Origin of the sequence: Edaphovirga cremea, assembly GCF_003332275.1 — a bacterium.
GTDB lineage: Bacteria > Pseudomonadota > Gammaproteobacteria > Enterobacterales > Enterobacteriaceae > Edaphovirga > Edaphovirga cremea.
In genome coordinates this window covers 1-1,428 of the sequence record NZ_QOVA01000061.1, presented here as the reverse complement: position 1 = coordinate 1,428, position 1,428 = coordinate 1, and the positions used below count along the sequence as shown (strand labels likewise).

Genomic DNA, 1,428 nt, shown 5'->3' with positions numbered 1-1,428 from the left:
AGCTAATGGAATGGTTCGCCCCCACTCAACTTGCTAAAATTGCACTTGCTGTCAGCCCTTATATTGGAGGTGTGTTATGTCACGAACAAAAGCACAGTCCCTGAGCCGAATGGGTGTTGATATCGGTAAAAATACGTTCCATGTAGTAGGGATGGACGATAAAGGAAATATCCTGATTAGGCGATGTTTTACCCGCGTTAAATTGATTGAATATCTAGCCCGCTTACCCCAAACAACGATTGGAATGGAAGCCTGTCCGGGTTGCCATTGGCTGGCCAGAAAGGCTAAATCATTTGGGCATACGCCCTGCATCGTCCCGGCACAATTTGTAAAACCTTTCGTTAAATCAAACAAGAATGACCTGATTGATGCTGAAGCAATAGCCGAAGCCATTTCTCGTCCTACTATGCGGACAGTGATACCAAAAACAACGGCACAGCTCGATCTACAGGCATTACATCGGATCAGAGAACGCGTAGTGTCTCATAAAACAGCGGTGGTGAATCAGGCCAGGGCATTTCTCCTGGAATACGGATTAACTATCCACAGTGGGATTGCCAAATTTACACATGATATGCCTTCTCTGTTATCTGACGAGCAAAACGAACTGAGTCCATCAATGAGGGATATACTCACTGATCTCTGGCAGGAATATCGGTCTCTTGAGGGAAAACTGTTGCACTTACGTCGCCAGATTGAGTCTATCGCTGATGCAGATGGAATAGCTAAAAGGCTGACGTCTATTCCCGGTGTAGGGAAATTGACAGCGACGGCAATAACGGCGTTTGTAGGTAATGGCCAACAATTTAAATCAGGGCGCAATTTAGCTGCCTGGCTGGGGCTTGTACCACGAGAATACTCAACAGGAGGCAAGCAACGTTTATTAGGTATGAGTAAACGTGGCAATGCTTACCTGAGAAAACTGCTTATCCATGGAGCCCGAACCTGTGTTCTGCATTTGAACAGGACAACAAATTTTCTGGGACAGTGGATACAACTTATGGAAGAGCGCGGTGTACACCGCAATAAGGTTGTTGTCGCACTGGCGAACAAAATTGCCCGAATTATCTGGGCAGTCATGACACGACCGGGCGCTTTTTATTTATAGCAACGAGAAATCTGAACTCGCTTAAAATCTTACCAGTTTGCAGGGTATGTGATGACAAAACTGTGCAATGGCGTCTTGTAAACCCGGGACAAAAAAACGGCTTTAGCAGCCGAAGAAGCTTATTGGGAACCTGACGCGCTTATTCCATCATGGCCTTGCTGCCAAAAGCAGCTGACTTGCAAGAGGCCGGATACATTAACGCAAACAGCTTTTATCATCGTGTGCTTGCAAAACGGGGGCGAACCATACATTTTTTTCGATGACATCTTTCAGTGCCCGATTCTCCAGACTGAGATCCGCGAACATCTGTTTGAGACGCC

1 protein-coding gene is annotated in these 1,428 nt (G+C 46.3%); it reads left to right on the top strand.

What is annotated here, in order from left to right; genetic code table 11:
- Positions 1-76 precede the first annotated feature (76 nt).
- A complete protein-coding gene (locus DRI82_RS23635) occupies positions 77-1,108 on the top strand; it encodes an IS110 family RNA-guided transposase (RefSeq protein ID WP_114196319.1) in 1,032 nt (343 codons plus the stop codon).
- Positions 1,109-1,428 lie beyond the last annotated feature (320 nt).

What these genes read in the sequence shown, in the direction of transcription:
- DRI82_RS23635 (WP_114196319.1), top strand. Translation starts at nt 77, where the DNA reads ATGTCACGAACAAAAGCACAGTCCCTGAGCCGAATGGGTGTTGATATC.